This window comes from Citrobacter sp. Cpo221, assembly GCF_030332345.1.
Taxonomy (GTDB): domain Bacteria; phylum Pseudomonadota; class Gammaproteobacteria; order Enterobacterales; family Enterobacteriaceae; genus Citrobacter; species Citrobacter portucalensis.
In genome coordinates, this window is the sequence record NZ_JAOWIA010000043.1 from 41,199 (window position 1) to 55,128 (window position 13,930).

A 13,930-nucleotide genomic window follows, 5' to 3' on the forward strand; every position below is an offset into this window, starting at 1 on the left:
TCTATCAATGAGAGGCACTCTTTTTTTGTTACCTGTGACAAATATTTGCAAACAATTTCTGATTGCAAAGCAAAAGAGTGATGGAGTTAACATTTTTGGTGCTTCAGGCCCCCGTTTTAGGGGGCTGAAGAGGGATACATTAGTGGCGTCGATATGATTTTTGTGCGGAATTGACCTTGTAAAGGTATCGGCGTGATTCAGCAGAGGGATGTCGGGTGGTCAGCGTTTGATAAACGTCACCTGGAGACATGCTGTTAATGATATTTGCGGCCTGAATTTTATCGTTCGAGAACACGCGTAGCACGCTGCCCGCACCGCCGTTATACGCGGTGATTACCGCATAGCGACGTGAGGTCGGATTATCGATACCGCCCAAATAGACATTGTTGAGCATTGCCAGATAGGCCGTACCGGTATCAATGTTACTGGCCGGATCAAACAAGAAGCTACGGCTCGGCGTGCCTGAGCGCCCCTGCGAGCGGAATACATCTTTCCCTGCGCTGTGCTGTACCACCTGCATCAGTCCCAGCGCATCGGCATGGCTCACCGCATACGGGTTAAATGAGGATTCGGTTTGCATGATAGCCAGAATCAGCGACTCGTCGACGCCATACTTACGTGAAGCCTGACGCACCATACCGACGTATTTATGCGCGCGCTTATCAAGGTGGTTCGGCACCAGATTGATCGTCACGCTATAGATGATACGCAGGCCATTGCTGCGGCTTTTAAGCCGTGTTTGCAGCAGGTAGTTGGCAAAGTTGGTGGCTCGCCCCTCCCAACGAATGGGCTGGCCGGTATTATCAACCACCTGTCCGTACAGGAATGGCTCTTTGGAAATCTTAATGTCGTCGACATCGGAATAGAGGTCGATAGAACCCGGATCATCGCCCATCAGCAATGTCTTGATAATCGCTCGACGCAGGTGTCCAGCGGGATCTGTCCCGGCAATGGTCTCGACGGTTATCGTACCGTCATCAAAGTTGATGTGGCTGCGGGTTTGATACTGATCGGTATACTTGACGTAGTCCTTCGGACCCGCAATCAGCACTTCCTTAAATCCCCACAAATTCTCAATATTATGGGCAAATTGCCCCATCAGAATATCAAAACCGTTGGTATCCTTGACCCAGGCTTCGTTATAGGAATCGCCTTTTTTGGTCGAACTGGAACAGGAGATGAGCAACGGCGCAATAACGGCAAGCGCGAGAAATTTTTTCATCATTCCGGGAGTGCGTGTTGTGTTTGTTGTTTGCAAGGACCAGATTAAAACGTAGGCCGGATAAGCGCAGCGCCATCCGGCAACGGTTCTTATGATTCTGGCGTATAGCCTTCAATATGCACATCCTTACCTTCAAACAGGAAGTTAATCATCTCCTGTTCCAGTAACTTACGGTGTTCGACGTTCATCATATTGAGTTTTTTCTCGTTAATCAGCATGGTCTGTTTATGCTGCCATTGCGCCCATGCTTCTTTAGAAATCTCGTTATAAATGCGTTTTCCCAGATCGCCCGGGTACAGCTGAAAATCCTGGCCTTCTGCTTCGCGTTGCAGGAAAGTGCAAAAAATCGTTCTGCTCATAAAAAGTCCTCTCTATCGTCCGGTACGTTAAACGTGTGTACCGGCACGTAATTGCTGTAACAAACGCTCCACGGGAGCCGCCAGTCCGACCGACGGCGGTTGCGCTAAGTTATACCAGAGCGCGTTGCCTTCATCCATGCATGAGGTGAATGAAGACACGGGAAGCCACATAGGCACAATATCTAAGTGGAAATGGCTAAAGGTATGGCGAAACGCATTAAGTTGGGTCAGATTATCTGCGTTAATTTGTCGTTGCGCCAGCCAGTTGCGCAGTCCATCTTCGTCGTCAAACTGCGGAAAACAGTATAAACCACCCCATAAGCCGCTGGGCGGTCGCTGTGCAAGCAGCACTTCGTCATCATGCTGCATCAGTAAAAAATAGCCCGTTCGTTCCGGTAGCGTCTGTTTGGGCTTTTTACCGGGATACAGCGCCCAACTTGCATTGGCGCTCGCCACACAGCCATTTTCCAACGGACACAGGGAACATTTAGGTTTTGAGCGCGTACAGACCATGGCGCCTAAATCCATCATCGCCTGATTAAAACGCTCAACACCCTGGGCCGGCGTAACTTGCTCACTCAGCTCCCACAGCTTCTTTTCGACCTCTTTTTTACCCGGCCAGCCGCTTACAGCATAACAGCGAGCCAGCACGCGTTTGACGTTACCGTCGAGAATCGGAAAATGCTGACCCAGAGAGAGAGAAAGGATCGCGCCTGCGGTTGAACGTCCGACGCCAGGTAGGGCGGCTACTTCATCAAAGGTTTGCGGAAATATACCGCTATGCAGCGTCACAACCTGCTGCGCGGCTTTATGCAGATTACGCGCACGGGCGTAATAACCCAGCCCTGTCCACAAATGCAGAACTTCATCCAGCGGCGCATGGGCTAAATCCGTTACCGTTGGGAAGCGCGCCATAAAGCGCTCAAAATAAGGGATAACGGTCGCAACCTGAGTTTGTTGCAGCATTACCTCAGAGAGCCATACTTTGTAAGGCGTCTTGTCAATTTGCCAGGGCAGCGTTTTCCGCCCGTATTTGTCGTACCAGCTCAAAACCTGAGCCGAAAATTGAGACGCTTGCATGATTACCGTTTCATTATTGCCGGGGGCAAGATTGCAGCACAGCGGCAACGGGGTGTAAACCGGAACTTTCCGCTGCTCACTTTCTTCCTTTACTTGCATCCGGCAACTAACTTTGGATAATGCCCGTTTTCAGAACTCAAACACAGCAGACTAAACTTTTATGAAGAACGACGTCATTTCACCGGAATTTGATGAAAACGGCCGCCCTCTGCGCCGGATTCGTAGTTTTGTTCGTCGCCAGGGGCGACTGACGAAAGGGCAGGAACACGCGCTGGAAAACTACTGGCCGGTGATGGGCGTTGAGTTCAGCGAAGAGCCTGTAGATTTCGCAGAACTGTTTGGCCGTGACGCGCCAGTCACGCTGGAAATCGGTTTTGGTATGGGAGCGTCGCTGGTTGCAATGGCGAAAGCGCGTCCGGAACAGAATTTCCTCGGCATTGAGGTTCACTCACCTGGCGTTGGTGCGTGTCTGGCTTCAGCCCATGAAGAGGGTGTCGAGAACCTGCGCGTCATGTGCCATGATGCCGTTGAAGTCCTGCATAAAATGATTCCTGACAATTCTTTATCTATGGTTCAGCTGTTTTTCCCTGACCCATGGCATAAAGCACGTCATAATAAACGCCGTATCGTTCAGGTACCGTTTGCTGAGCATATCTTAAGTAAGCTGAAGCTGGGCGGCGTGTTCCATATGGCGACCGACTGGGAAGCGTATGCGGAGCACATGCTTGAAGTGATGTCCTCGATTGACGGGTATAAAAACCAGTCAGAGAGTAACGATTATGTACCGCGCCCGGAATCGCGCCCGGTAACCAAATTTGAACAACGTGGTCATCGTCTTGGCCACGGCGTATGGGACTTAATGTTCGAGAGGGTGAAATAATGGCAAAGAACCGTAGCCGTCGTCTGCGTAAAAAGATGCACATCGAAGAATTCCAGGAAGTAGGATTTTCGGTTGCATGGCGTTTCCCGGAAGGTACATCTGGAGAGCAGGTCGATCAAATCGTTGATGACTTTATCAATGAAGTCATCGAACCGAACAAGCTGGCTTTTGACGGCAGCGGCTATCTGGCCTGGGAAGGTCTGATCTGTCTGCAGGAAATCGGCAAATGCACCGAAGAACACCAGGCAATCGTGCGTAAGTGGCTGGAAGAGCACAAACTCGAAGAAGTGCGTACCAGCGAACTTTTCGATATTTGGTGGGACTAAGTAGCACAGGGTCGGCAAATGCCGACCCGATTTGTATTGAGGGAAAGATATGATGCGCAAAACGCTGCTGGCGGCAGTCCTAACGTTCACGGCGATGGCCGCACATGCAGATTACCAGTGCAGCGTCACCCCGCGTGACGATGTGATTTTGAGCCCACAAACGGTGCAGGTGAAGGGTGAAAATGGCGACCTGGTTATTACCCAGGCCGGCGATGTCACCTTCAACGGTAAACAGTACAACCTGAACGCCGCACAGCGTGAGCAGGCCAAAGATTATCAGGCGGCGTTGCGTAGCAGCCTGCCGTGGATCGACGAAGGTGCCAGAGCGCGCGTAGAGAAAGGTCGCGTGGCGCTGGACAAAATCATCGCCAAAGAGGTCGGTGAAAGCAGCAACATGCGTGGCCGCTTAACCAAGCTGGATGCGCAATTGAAAGAGCAGATGAACCGCATCATCGAGCATCGAACTGATGGCCTGACTTTCCATTATAAGGCGATTGATCAGGTCCGCGCGGACGGACAACAGCTGGTTAATCAGGCGATGGGCGGCATTTTGCAGGACAGCATCAACGAGATGGGGGCGAAAGCCGTGCTCAAAGGCGGTGGTAATCCACTGCAGGGCGTACTCGGAAGCCTCGGTGGTTTGCAGACCTCAATTCAGAACGAATGGAAGAATCAGGAACAAGACTTCCAGCAGTTTGGCAAAGATGTCTGTGCCCGCGTCGTGACGCTGGAAAACGATCGTAAAACGCTGGTTAGCACTCTGAAATAATCTTCACCTCTTATTAACGGCACAGAAACATTCTGTGCCGTTTTATTTTGTGTATTTCTGTTTTTTTGATATCCATCTCTAAGAATGGCAATTTGGTGGAGATATAAATCTGGTTAATTGGATCTCGTCACATTATTCATCTGTAGGATAGACATAATGCTGCAAATTCAAGTAACTGGAGAAATAACATGGAGTTTTTCAAGAAAACGGCACTTGCCGCACTGGTTATGGGTTTCAGCGGCGCGGCGCTTGCACTGCCAAACATCACCATTTTAGCGACCGGTGGGACGATTGCCGGCGGCGGTGATTCCGCGACAAAATCTAACTACACGGCAGGCAAGGTTGGCGTAGAAAATCTGGTTGAGGCCGTACCTCAATTGAAAGATATCGCTGTCGTTAAAGGCGAGCAGGTGGTGAATATCGGCTCCCAGGATATGAATGACGAAGTCTGGTTAACGCTGGCGAAAAAGATTAATACCGAGTGTGATAAAACCGACGGCTTTGTGGTAACACATGGTACGGATACCATGGAAGAAACCGCCTATTTCCTCGACCTGACCGTCAAGTGTAACAAGCCGGTGGTGCTGGTCGGCGCAATGCGTCCGTCTACGGGTATGAGCGCTGATGGCCCGTTCAACTTGTATAACGCGGTAGTAACTGCCGCAGACAAAGCCTCTGCCAACCGCGGAGTGCTGGTGGTGATGAACGACACCGTTATGGATGGTCGTGACGTGACTAAAACCAACACTACCGACGTCGCTACCTTCAAATCCGTTAACTACGGACCGTTGGGTTACATCCATAACGGTAAAATCGACTACCAGCGTACGCCTGCGCGTAAGCACACCACGTCTACTCCGTTCGATGTGTCTAAGCTGACCGAACTGCCGGAAGTTGGGATTGTTTATAACTACGCTAATGCCTCCGATCTGCCGGCAAAAGCGCTGGTGGATGCGGGTTACGCTGGGATCGTCAGTGCGGGTGTAGGTAACGGTAACCTGTATAAAACCATTTTCGATACGCTGGCAACCGCCGCGCATAAAGGTACCGTTGTAGTGCGTTCATCCCGTGTACCAACGGGCGCCACTACACAGGATGCAGAAGTTGATGATGCAAAATACGGATTTGTGGCTTCAGGTTCCCTGAACCCGCAAAAAGCACGTGTTCTGCTGCAGCTTGCGCTGACTCAAACCAAGGATCCTAAGCAGATCCAGGAAATGTTTAATCAGTATTAATCGATGAAGGTGGCTGCGCTTACCGCCCTAACCCTGTAGGCCGGATAAGACGCAGCCGCCATCCGGCAATTTGCCTGATGGCGCTACGCTTATCAGGCCTACGTTCACCAGCCATCACTCCGCCAGAAACAGCTCCAGCAGCGAATTCAAGAACAGCTTACCGTGTTGGGTAATCTGCCAGTATTCATCGCATTCACTCAGGTAGCCCAGGGAAATAGCCTCATCGATCTGTCGACGAATAACGTCTTCGGTAAGACCGGTATATTGCGTGAACTCCGCGCGAGGCGCGGCTTCCAGCAGCCGGAAACGATTCATGAAGAACTCGAACGGCTTATCGGCTTCGGCGACATCGCGCTGGCTTTCGAGATAACGCCCTTGCATATACCCACGCGGATGCCGTGTTTTGGTGGTGCGCAGGATGCGTCCGTCAGGGAATGTGATCTTACCGTGTGCGCCGCAGCCAATGCCAAGATAGTCGCCAAAACGCCAGTAGTTAAGGTTGTGCTGACACTGATAACCCGGTCTGGCGTAGGCTGAGGTTTCGTACTGCTGATATCCCGCGGCGGTCAGTAGCTGGTGGCCTTGCTCAAAAATATCCCACAGCGCGTCATCGTCCGGTAAAACCGGCGGTCGGGAACCGAACAGCGTGTTGGGTTCGATGGTCAACTGATACCAGGAAAGATGCGGTGGGTTGAGCGCGATTGCCTGCTGTAAATCACCCAGCGCCTCTTCCAGCGTCTGATCCGGCAAACCATGCATCAGATCGAGATTAAAGCTGCGTAGCCCCAGACCGCTCGCCAGGTGTGCTGCTCGTTTGGCTTCTTCCGGCCCGTGAATACGTCCCAGACGTTCGAGTTTGGTGGAGCTAAAGCTCTGTACGCCAATCGAGATACGGTTGACGCCAGCGCGTTGATAATCCACAAAGCGATCGGCTTCCACCGTCCCGGGATTCGCCTCCATCGTGATTTCTGTATCTTCGGCCAGATTCAGCCGTGCTCGCACGCCGTCGAGCAGCGTTTGCATCGCCGGGCCAGAAAGCAGGCTCGGCGTGCCACCACCGATAAAAATCGTCTTTACTTCACGGCCCTGGGCATGGGCCACCTCAGTATCCAGATCGCTCAGCAGATGCTGCACATAGTCGTCATGAGGGACTTCCCCCTTTAGTGCATGCGAGTTGAAGTCGCAGTACGGGCATTTCTGCACGCACCACGGAATGTGAATATAAAGACTTAGCGGCGGAAGCTTAACCATTACGCAGGGCATCCAGCAACAGCTTCAGCGCCTGTCCGCGGTGAGAAATCGCACTCTTTTCTTCACGGGTCAGTTCGGCGGCGGTTTTCCCTTCAGACGGCACAAAGAAGATCGGGTCGTAGCCAAAACCACCGTTTCCGGCAGGTTCACGGGTAATCACGCCCGGCCAGCTTCCGTGGCAAACAACAGGCGTTGGATCGTCTGCATGGCGCATATACACCAGCACGCAGTGGAACTGCGCCTGGCGCTTGTCATCAGGAATATCCTGCAGGGTGTGAAGCAGTTTTTCCAGGTTCTGCTGATCGGTCGCATCTTCGCCGGAATAGCGGGCTGAATAGATACCCGGCGCGCCGCCAAGGGCATTTACTGCCAGACCTGAGTCATCAGCAATGGCCGGTAAGCCGGTAATTTGAGCGGCATGACGCGCCTTCAGAATGGCGTTCTCAATAAACGTCAGCCCGGTCTCGTCTGCAGAATCAACACCCAGTTCCGTTTGGGCAACAACATCAAGACCGAAATCACTCAGAAGAGAGGCGAGTTCACGCACTTTACCGGCATTGCCGGTCGCGAGGACAACTTTTTGCATGGGATACCTAATCAGTTAACGCCGCAATTTCGGGCGGGATCTGTTGCGGATGAATGATTTTAACCTGTTTGTGACGACCAAGCTCGCCCTTCTCAATGACGACCTGGCTTTTTGCCACACGGAACTGTTTGCCGAGAAACTTCACCAGATGGCTATTGGCCTGGCCATCTACCGGTGGGGCGGTAATGGCGACTTTAACTTCGTCGCCATGTAAACCCACAATACTGTCACGGCTGGCTTTAGGCTGAATGTAGAGCCGTAAAACCAGACCGTCGTCGCAGGGTGTAACGGCACTCATAGCGCCATCCACAGCCCCGGCAGCAGCATGTTGCCTGTCGCCTGTAACACTTCCGCGATGCCCATGTTAATAACGTAGAGCAGCAGAACCAGAATCATTGGGGAGAAATCGATCCCGCCCATGCCTGGAAGTATGCGACGGATAGGACGCAGCAGCGGATCTGCCAGTTGAATCAGCACGTACTCTACAGGACTGCGGCCCTGGCTGACCCAGCTCATAATTGCCATCACCAGCAGCACCCAGAAAATCAGCAGCCCGATAGTCTTCAGGACAATCAGTACGGCGGCGATCCAGATGATCGGCTGGAACGTGACCACCTTAAACAGCACGATTGCTTTGATAAAGCTGAGAACGAGCGCAACTAATGCCGATGCGCTGTCGATCGGTCCCATCGGGGGAATAATGCGGCGTAACGGCCCAATGATGGGCTGAGTGATTTTCACTATAAACTGCGAGAACGGGTTGTAAAAATCGCAGCGAGACCATTGCATCCACACGCGCAGCAGCAGCGCCATGGTATACAGCTCAATTACCGTTGAGAGCAGGAAGGTCAACGTATTCATGGTGTTCCTTAGTTTTCCTTATTTTTTAGTGTAATCACGAGCACCAAAAATGGCAGTGCCAATGCGCACCATCGTGCTACCCGCCGCGATGGCGGCATCCATATCATCAGACATTCCCAGTGAGAGAGTGTCGATGCCTGGGTAGCGTGTTTTCAACCCGGCAAATGCTACCGCCATTTGCTGTGCAACTTCAAACTGCCTTACATAATCTGACTCTGGAGCCGGAATCGCCATCAGACCACGCAGGGTAATGCGCGGCAGTGCAGCGACTTCAGCGGCCAGTGCATCAAGCTCTGCCAGCGGAATGCCTGACTTACTGTTCTCATCGCTGATATTAATTTGAATCAGTACATTGAGCGGCGGCAGTTCCGCCGGGCGCTGTTCGCTCAGACGGGCAGCGATACGCAGACGGTCGATCGTATGGCACCAGTCAAAGTGCTCGGCGACCAGACGACTTTTGTTGGACTGCAGCGGGCCGATAAAGTGCCACTGCAGATCGTTGACGCCTTTTTCCTGGAAGTAGCGGATTTTATCCACCCCTTCCTGCACATAGTTTTCACCGAAGGCACGCTGCCCTGCGGTAATGGCTTCTTCGATGGCGCTCGCAGGTTTGGTTTTACTGACTGCAAGCAGCGTAACTTCTTCTGAAGACCGCCCGCAACGCGTCGCGGCGGCTGAGATTTTGTCCCGGACATGTGCCAGGTTATGCGCGATATCGTTCATTTTCCGAGGATGTTCATATGAATATGGAAGAAATAGTGGCCCTTAGTGTAAAGCATAACGTGTCGGATCTACACCTGTGCAATGCATGGCCTGCGCGCTGGCGCATACGTGGAAAAGTCGAAATCGCACCCTTTACTACGCCTGACGTGGAGAATCTGCTGATGTGCTGGCTCAGTGAGCAACAACAGGTACAGTGGCAGGAACAGGGGCAGCTGGATTTTGCTATTGCGCTGGCAGGTTCCCAGCGGCTGCGCGCCAGTGCTTTTGTTCATCAACAGGGAACCTCGCTGGCGCTAAGATTGCTCCCGCTTGATTGTCCACGTTTAGACGATCTCCAGACCCCTGACGTCATACCTGAACTGCTGCGCAGTGAAAATGGGTTAATTCTGGTGACAGGCGCTACCGGTAGCGGTAAATCAACGACCCTGGCGGCGATGGTAGAGTACCTTAATCAGCATGTTGCAGGGCATATTCTGACGCTGGAAGACCCGATTGAATATCGCTACACCAGCCAGCGTTGTCTTATTCAACAACGGGAGGTGGGCGTACACTGCGCTTCTTTTGCCGCCGGTTTACGCGGCGCGCTGCGTGAAGATCCCGATGTCATTTTGCTGGGCGAACTGCGCGACGCGGAAACCATTCGTCTGGCGTTAACGGCAGCGGAAACCGGGCATCTGGTGCTGGCAACGTTACATACGCGAGGGGCGGCACAGGCCATCGCGCGGCTGGTGGACACCTTTTCGGCAACAGAGAAGGATCCGGTGCGTAACCAGTTAGCAGACAGCCTGCGGGCGGTACTTTCGCAAAAGCTGGAGGAAGATAAGCAGGGAGGACGCGTGGCGCTATTTGAGCTGCTCGTCAACACGCCTGCCGTGTGCAATTTGATTCGTGAAGGGAAAACGCATCAGCTGCCCGGCGTAATTCAAACCGGGCAGCAGACAGGTATGCAGACATTTGCACAAAGTCAGCAGCAGCGTCAGGCGCAGGGACGGATTTAGTAACCCTGCTCGAAATAGCTTTCGAGGATGACCACGGCAGAAGCGGAATCTACTTTGCCTTTATTCAACGCCCGGTATCCGCCTTGTTCGAACAGGCCGGAGCGGGCTTCGACGGTGCTCAAGCGTTCATCGTGCAGCGTTACGGTTACGCCAAAGCGACCGTGAATACGGTTAGCGAACTTACGCGCGCGCGCGGTAAGGGGCTGTTCTGTGCCATCCATGTTGAGTGGTAGGCCGACAATGATTTCATCTGGCTGCCATTCTTTCAGCAGGCGTTCAATCAAACTCCAGTCTGGCGTACCGTCCTGCGCCTTAATGGCGGGCAACGGTCTGGCCGTACCGGTAATGCGCTGACCAACAGCAACACCAATACTTTTCGTACCAAAATCAAAAGAGAGTAATGTTCCGCTCATCAGGCATGTCCCGCCACGCCAGGCATAGTCTGAATATCTATCCCGATAAGCTTCGCCGCATCGCGCCAGCGGTCGGCAATCGGCGTTTTGAATAAGATGTTGAGGTCTGCGGGCGCCGTGAGCCAGGCGTTATCCAGTAGCTCTTGTTCCAGTTGACCTTTTTCCCATGATGAATAACCTAGCGCAACCAGCACTTCGGACGGTTGCTCCTGCGTACCCAGGGTTTCTAGTACATCGCGGGAGGTTGTGATGATGGTGTTATCTGAGATGCGAATACTGGAGGCAAAGCGTGACGGTGGAGTGTGGAGAATAAATCCACGGTCTTCCGCCAGCGGGCCGCCAAGCATCACTGGTTTATCCAGACGAATGGCCGGATCGCGTTCTTCTGGGGTAATCTTCAGCTTTTCCAGAATCCCTTCAATTTGTAAGTTTTCCAGAGGCTTATTAACGATAATCCCCATTGCTCCGTTCTCATTATGTTCACAGATGTACACCACGGAACGGCGGAAAATCGGATCCTGGAGAGCAGGCATGGCAATCAGAAAGTGATGCTGTAAATTCATTGTCAGAGGTTCTGTTTCCTGGTTCAAAAAAGCAACAGAGCCCAGTATGTGGGCAAAGCTCGAAGATGTCACCCTCTGAAGATAGCTTTGCCGGATGACGGCTCGCCTAATCCGGCCTGCGGGGTGCAATTACAGGCCGGATAAGACGCGATGGCGTCGCTATCCGGCAACGTATTTACTTCTGCAAACGCGCCTCAATGGCATCCATCAGCATACCGGTAATTGAAACCGGGAACTCCGCTTCAATTTCACGAATACAGGTTGGGCTGGTAACGTTAATTTCCGTCAGACGATCGCCAATGATATCCAGACCGACAAAAATCAAACCTTTCGCTTTCAGCGTTGGTCCAATGCGACGTGCAATTTCCCAGTCGCTGTCGGTCAATGGACGCGGCTCGCCACGACCGCCAGCGGCCAGGTTACCACGGGTTTCGCCGCCCTGCGGAATACGCGCCAGGCAATAAGGAACGGGTTCGCCATCGACCACCAGGACGCGTTTATCGCCATCTTTAATTGCTGGCAGATAGTTCTGCGCCATGCAGTAGCGGGTACCGTGCTCGGTCAGCGTTTCAGCAATGACGCCAAGGTTCGGGTCGCCTTCCTTCACACGGAAAATAGATGCGCCGCCCATACCATCCAGCGGTTTGAGAATGATGTCGCTGTGTTTTTGCCAGAAGGCTTTCAGCTGCGCTTTGTTACGCGTGACCAGCGTTTCCGGCGTCAGATCGGCAAACCAGGCGGTGAACAGCTTTTCGTTGCAGTCGCGCAGGCTCTGCGGTTTGTTGACGATCAGCGTGCCTTTTTCTTCTGCACGTTCCAGAATATAGGTTGCGTAGATGAACTCGGTATCAAACGGCGGATCCTTACGCATCAGAATAACGTCCAGGTCTGCCAGCGGGAGATCCTGCTCGCTCTTGAACTCATACCATTTGTCGTAGTTCTGCTCTACGCTCAGGGTACGCGTATGGGCGCGGGCTTCACCGTTGATCAGATAAAGATCGGCCATCTCCATATAATGAATTTCGTAACCGCGACGTTGCGCTTCCAGCAGCATAGCGAAGCTGGAATCTTTCTTGATGTTGATGCTTGCGATGGGATCCATCACGATGCCGAGCTTGATCATTTTCTTCTCCGTTTATGCCTTAGCCCAGATCGCCAAAACGCACCTGTAGCGCAGTAATGGCGGTGAGCGCGGTTGTCTCAGTACGCAGAACGCGAGGTCCTAACAGAATATCAGTAAACTGATAACGTGCGGTCATGGCAATTTCATCTGCCGACAACCCGCCTTCCGGGCCAATCAGCAAGCGGATGCGTTCCACCGGCAGCGGCAGCGTATTGATGCTGGCGCTGGCGCGCGGATGCAGGTTCAGTTTCAGACCTTCGTCCTGTTCCTCGCACCATGCTTCCAAATCCATTGCCGGGCGAATTTCGGGCACCCGGTTACGACCGCACTGTTCGCAGGCGGCAATGGCGATTTTCTGCCACTGCTGGAGCTTCTTGTTCAGGCGTTCACTGTCCAGTTTAACGCCGCAGCGCTCAGAAAAAAGTGGCGTAATGAGGCTTACACCCAGTTCGATCGATTTCTGGATAGTGAATTCCATTTTTTCACCGCGCGACATCACCTGACCCAGGTGGATGTGCAACGGCGACTCACGATCGTCGAGTTCAGCGTTAAGTATCTTCACGTCCACGCTTTTTTTACTGGCGTGGGTGATTTCAGCGTCGAATACCTGATTGCTGCCATCAAACAGCTGTAGCGCCTGGCCCGGTCCCATACGCAGCACGCGGCCGATATGGTTGGCTGCATCTTCACACAGTGAAATTTGGCTGCCGGAAGTGATTGGCTCAGGGTGATAAATGCGAGGAATGCGCATAGTTAAACATCCGCGTCATGGCCCTGGGCTGCGAAAGGCCAGGGCATGGTTAAAAATATTGACGCTAGTGTAGGTTAGCTCTTTTGCGCCTGGCAAGCGCGTTGCACATATGGGTTATGGTTCCCCTGTACCTTTGCAATGCGTTCGTCGCGCTCACACTCCCAGTCGGTGACCGGATATTGCTTATTCCAGGCGTTAAAAAGCTGAGTTTGCTGGCGGGAGAGCGTCAGATCGTACTGGTCGCGCATGTAAAAATAGGTACGAGCAATGGCACCGCGGGCGCGGGCCGGCGGCTCGGCAACTTTCTCTTTGAAATCAACCTTCATGGCGCATTGCCCATACTGACCCTCGCCACCGTTCCACTGGCTGTACATGAAGTTAGCGCGATCGCCATTTACCTCACCCACCGCAGGTTGCAGGTTATGCATGTCGCTTTCCATCTTACGATAGACTGGATCTTTGGCGCAGTTTTTACGCCCTCCGTCCTGCCAGCACTGACGCTGATGACCAAATTGCCAGGCGGGGACAACGTGCTCCCATTCAATTCGACTGGCGCGGTTTTCATTTTTTCGCACTTTATAGCCGCAGGATTCGAGGTCAACGACCCCTTTTTTGCCTTGCCAGTTAATTTTACAACCGCAGTAGAAATCGCCCGGCGCATCGGCGTTAACCTTGACGCCTGCTGCTTTTGCCTGAGAAAAACTGTTGATGCCTTCGGCTAAAACCGGGCCTGAAAACGCAGCGGCTAACAGGGCCGCAGCAAAAGAAAAATGACGGTACATCACAAACT

The 13,930-nt window shown here is 52.8% G+C and carries 18 protein-coding genes; 5 read left to right on the forward strand and 13 right to left on the reverse strand.

The annotated features are described in order from the left end of the window. Positions 1-139: 139 nt before the first annotated feature. From mltC to mutY, 3 genes are all read right to left on the reverse strand, one after another. A complete protein-coding gene (gene mltC / locus OGY72_RS08865; protein ID WP_003825397.1) occupies positions 140-1,225 on the reverse strand; it encodes a membrane-bound lytic murein transglycosylase MltC in 1,086 nt (361 codons plus the stop codon). An 86-nt stretch (positions 1,226-1,311) separates the two neighbouring features. After that, positions 1,312-1,581 carry an oxidative damage protection protein gene (locus OGY72_RS08870; protein WP_003027126.1) on the reverse strand — a complete coding sequence of 90 codons (270 nt, stop codon included), beginning with the start codon at positions 1,579-1,581 and terminating at the stop codon, positions 1,312-1,314. A gap of 27 nt (positions 1,582-1,608) precedes the next feature. Then, entirely contained in the window at positions 1,609-2,661 is a 1,053-nt protein-coding gene (gene mutY / locus OGY72_RS08875; RefSeq protein ID WP_128611816.1) for an A/G-specific adenine glycosylase, read from the reverse strand. Positions 2,662-2,821: 160 nt separating this feature from the next. On the opposite strand from mutY, the gene trmB reads away from it, so the two are divergent. The 4 genes from trmB (at position 2,822) to ansB (ending at position 5,871) form a co-directional block, all read left to right on the forward strand. Continuing rightward, complete coding sequence (gene trmB / locus OGY72_RS08880; protein WP_003825406.1) at positions 2,822-3,541, forward strand: tRNA (guanosine(46)-N7)-methyltransferase TrmB; 720 nt, start codon at positions 2,822-2,824, stop codon at positions 3,539-3,541. Further along, entirely contained in the window at positions 3,541-3,867 is a 327-nt protein-coding gene (locus tag OGY72_RS08885) for a YggL family protein (protein ID WP_003027115.1), read from the forward strand. The genes trmB and OGY72_RS08885 overlap by 1 nt, the downstream gene beginning before the upstream one ends. Positions 3,868-3,916: 49 nt before the next feature. Beyond that, the gene (locus OGY72_RS08890; RefSeq protein WP_126317425.1) at positions 3,917-4,636 is read left to right on the forward strand and encodes a YggN family protein; all 720 of its coding nucleotides are present in this window, start codon (positions 3,917-3,919) and stop codon (positions 4,634-4,636) included. Between the two features lie 188 nt (positions 4,637-4,824). Next, entirely contained in the window at positions 4,825-5,871 is a 1,047-nt protein-coding gene (gene ansB, locus OGY72_RS08895) for an L-asparaginase 2 (RefSeq protein WP_126317426.1), read from the forward strand. A gap of 114 nt (positions 5,872-5,985) precedes the next feature. Here the strand turns inward: ansB and hemW are convergent, their stop codons facing one another. The 5 genes from hemW to OGY72_RS08920 are packed head-to-tail and all read right to left on the reverse strand — an operon-like array spanning position 5,986 to position 9,292. Further along, positions 5,986-7,122, reverse strand: coding sequence for a radical SAM family heme chaperone HemW (gene hemW, locus OGY72_RS08900; RefSeq protein ID WP_286547588.1), 1,137 nt, complete (start codon positions 7,120-7,122; stop codon positions 5,986-5,988). After that, positions 7,115-7,708: an XTP/dITP diphosphatase gene (locus OGY72_RS08905; RefSeq protein ID WP_003825414.1), complete on the reverse strand. Its 594-nt coding sequence runs from the start codon at positions 7,706-7,708 to the stop codon at positions 7,115-7,117. The genes hemW and OGY72_RS08905 overlap by 8 nt, the downstream gene beginning before the upstream one ends. A 7-nt stretch (positions 7,709-7,715) precedes the next feature. Next, positions 7,716-8,006 carry a DUF167 family protein YggU gene (gene yggU, locus OGY72_RS08910; RefSeq protein WP_003027101.1) on the reverse strand — a complete coding sequence of 97 codons (291 nt, stop codon included), beginning with the start codon at positions 8,004-8,006 and terminating at the stop codon, positions 7,716-7,718. Beyond that, a complete protein-coding gene (locus OGY72_RS08915; RefSeq protein ID WP_003825417.1) occupies positions 8,003-8,569 on the reverse strand; it encodes a YggT family protein in 567 nt (188 codons plus the stop codon). The genes yggU and OGY72_RS08915 overlap by 4 nt, the downstream gene beginning before the upstream one ends. Before the next feature lie 18 nt (positions 8,570-8,587). Then, on the reverse strand, positions 8,588-9,292 hold the full coding sequence (locus OGY72_RS08920; protein ID WP_057067562.1) for a YggS family pyridoxal phosphate-dependent enzyme: 705 nt from the start codon (positions 9,290-9,292) through the stop codon (positions 8,588-8,590). A 17-nt stretch (positions 9,293-9,309) separates the two neighbouring features. Here OGY72_RS08920 and OGY72_RS08925 point away from each other — a divergent pair, with 17 nt between their 5' ends. After that, positions 9,310-10,290 carry a type IV pilus twitching motility protein PilT gene (locus OGY72_RS08925; RefSeq protein ID WP_286547592.1) on the forward strand — a complete coding sequence of 327 codons (981 nt, stop codon included), beginning with the start codon at positions 9,310-9,312 and terminating at the stop codon, positions 10,288-10,290. Here the strand turns inward: OGY72_RS08925 and ruvX are convergent. The 5 genes from ruvX to endA form a co-directional block, all read right to left on the reverse strand. Beyond that, the gene (gene ruvX, locus OGY72_RS08930; protein WP_008785771.1) at positions 10,287-10,703 is read right to left on the reverse strand and encodes a Holliday junction resolvase RuvX; all 417 of its coding nucleotides are present in this window, start codon (positions 10,701-10,703) and stop codon (positions 10,287-10,289) included. The genes OGY72_RS08925 and ruvX overlap by 4 nt on opposite strands. Then, on the reverse strand, positions 10,703-11,266 hold the full coding sequence (locus OGY72_RS08935) for a YqgE/AlgH family protein (protein WP_003027086.1): 564 nt from the start codon (positions 11,264-11,266) through the stop codon (positions 10,703-10,705). The genes ruvX and OGY72_RS08935 overlap by 1 nt, the downstream gene beginning before the upstream one ends. A 175-nt stretch (positions 11,267-11,441) precedes the next feature. After that, positions 11,442-12,389 carry a glutathione synthase gene (gene gshB / locus OGY72_RS08940; protein ID WP_003027083.1) on the reverse strand — a complete coding sequence of 316 codons (948 nt, stop codon included), beginning with the start codon at positions 12,387-12,389 and terminating at the stop codon, positions 11,442-11,444. A gap of 19 nt (positions 12,390-12,408) precedes the next feature. Further along, the gene (gene rsmE, locus OGY72_RS08945) at positions 12,409-13,140 is read right to left on the reverse strand and encodes a 16S rRNA (uracil(1498)-N(3))-methyltransferase (protein WP_286547593.1); all 732 of its coding nucleotides are present in this window, start codon (positions 13,138-13,140) and stop codon (positions 12,409-12,411) included. Between the two features lie 74 nt (positions 13,141-13,214). Next, on the reverse strand, positions 13,215-13,922 hold the full coding sequence (gene endA, locus OGY72_RS08950; RefSeq protein ID WP_008785767.1) for a deoxyribonuclease I: 708 nt from the start codon (positions 13,920-13,922) through the stop codon (positions 13,215-13,217). Between the last annotated feature and the right edge of the window lie 8 nt (positions 13,923-13,930).